At 67.1% G+C, this 407-nt stretch carries 1 protein-coding gene; it reads right to left on the minus strand.

Going from position 1 to position 407, the window contains the following annotated elements; translation table 11 throughout:
* Positions 1-407, minus strand: a 407-nt coding sequence (locus ACFQ1M_RS11550; RefSeq protein ID WP_449343015.1) for a DUF7507 domain-containing protein, incomplete at both ends; no start/stop codon positions are given.

The following is a 407-nucleotide window of genomic DNA, read 5'->3' on the forward strand; positions in this document are numbered from 1 at the left end:
CCCGTTGCCGTCCACGTCCGTGTCCGACACGTCGCTCACGTCGTCCGTGCCATCGGGGCTGTCCCCCGTGGCCGTCGCGCTGTTCTCTATATAGCCCGCGTCGAGGTCCGACTGCTGTATCGTCTGCTGTGCCGTCACCGTCGCGCTCGCACCCGGCGCCAGGCTCGCAATAGGGCTGCCAACGATGCTGCCGGCGTCAGCGTTCGCATCCGTCACCTCGATGTCCGTCAGGGTCACGTTGCCCGTGTTGGTCACGATGATGTCGTACTCGATCACGTCATTCAGGGCCGAGCCTGCCGTGGTCACCGTCTTGGTCACCGTCAGCTCCGGGTTCGGACCGAGCGTGGTCACCGTCGGGTCGTTCGTCGGGTCGCCGTCGCTCGTGCCGTCGCCGTCGTCCGTCTCCG

This window comes from Sungkyunkwania multivorans, assembly GCF_042675645.1.
Taxonomy (GTDB): domain Bacteria; phylum Bacteroidota; class Bacteroidia; order Flavobacteriales; family Flavobacteriaceae; genus Sungkyunkwania; species Sungkyunkwania multivorans.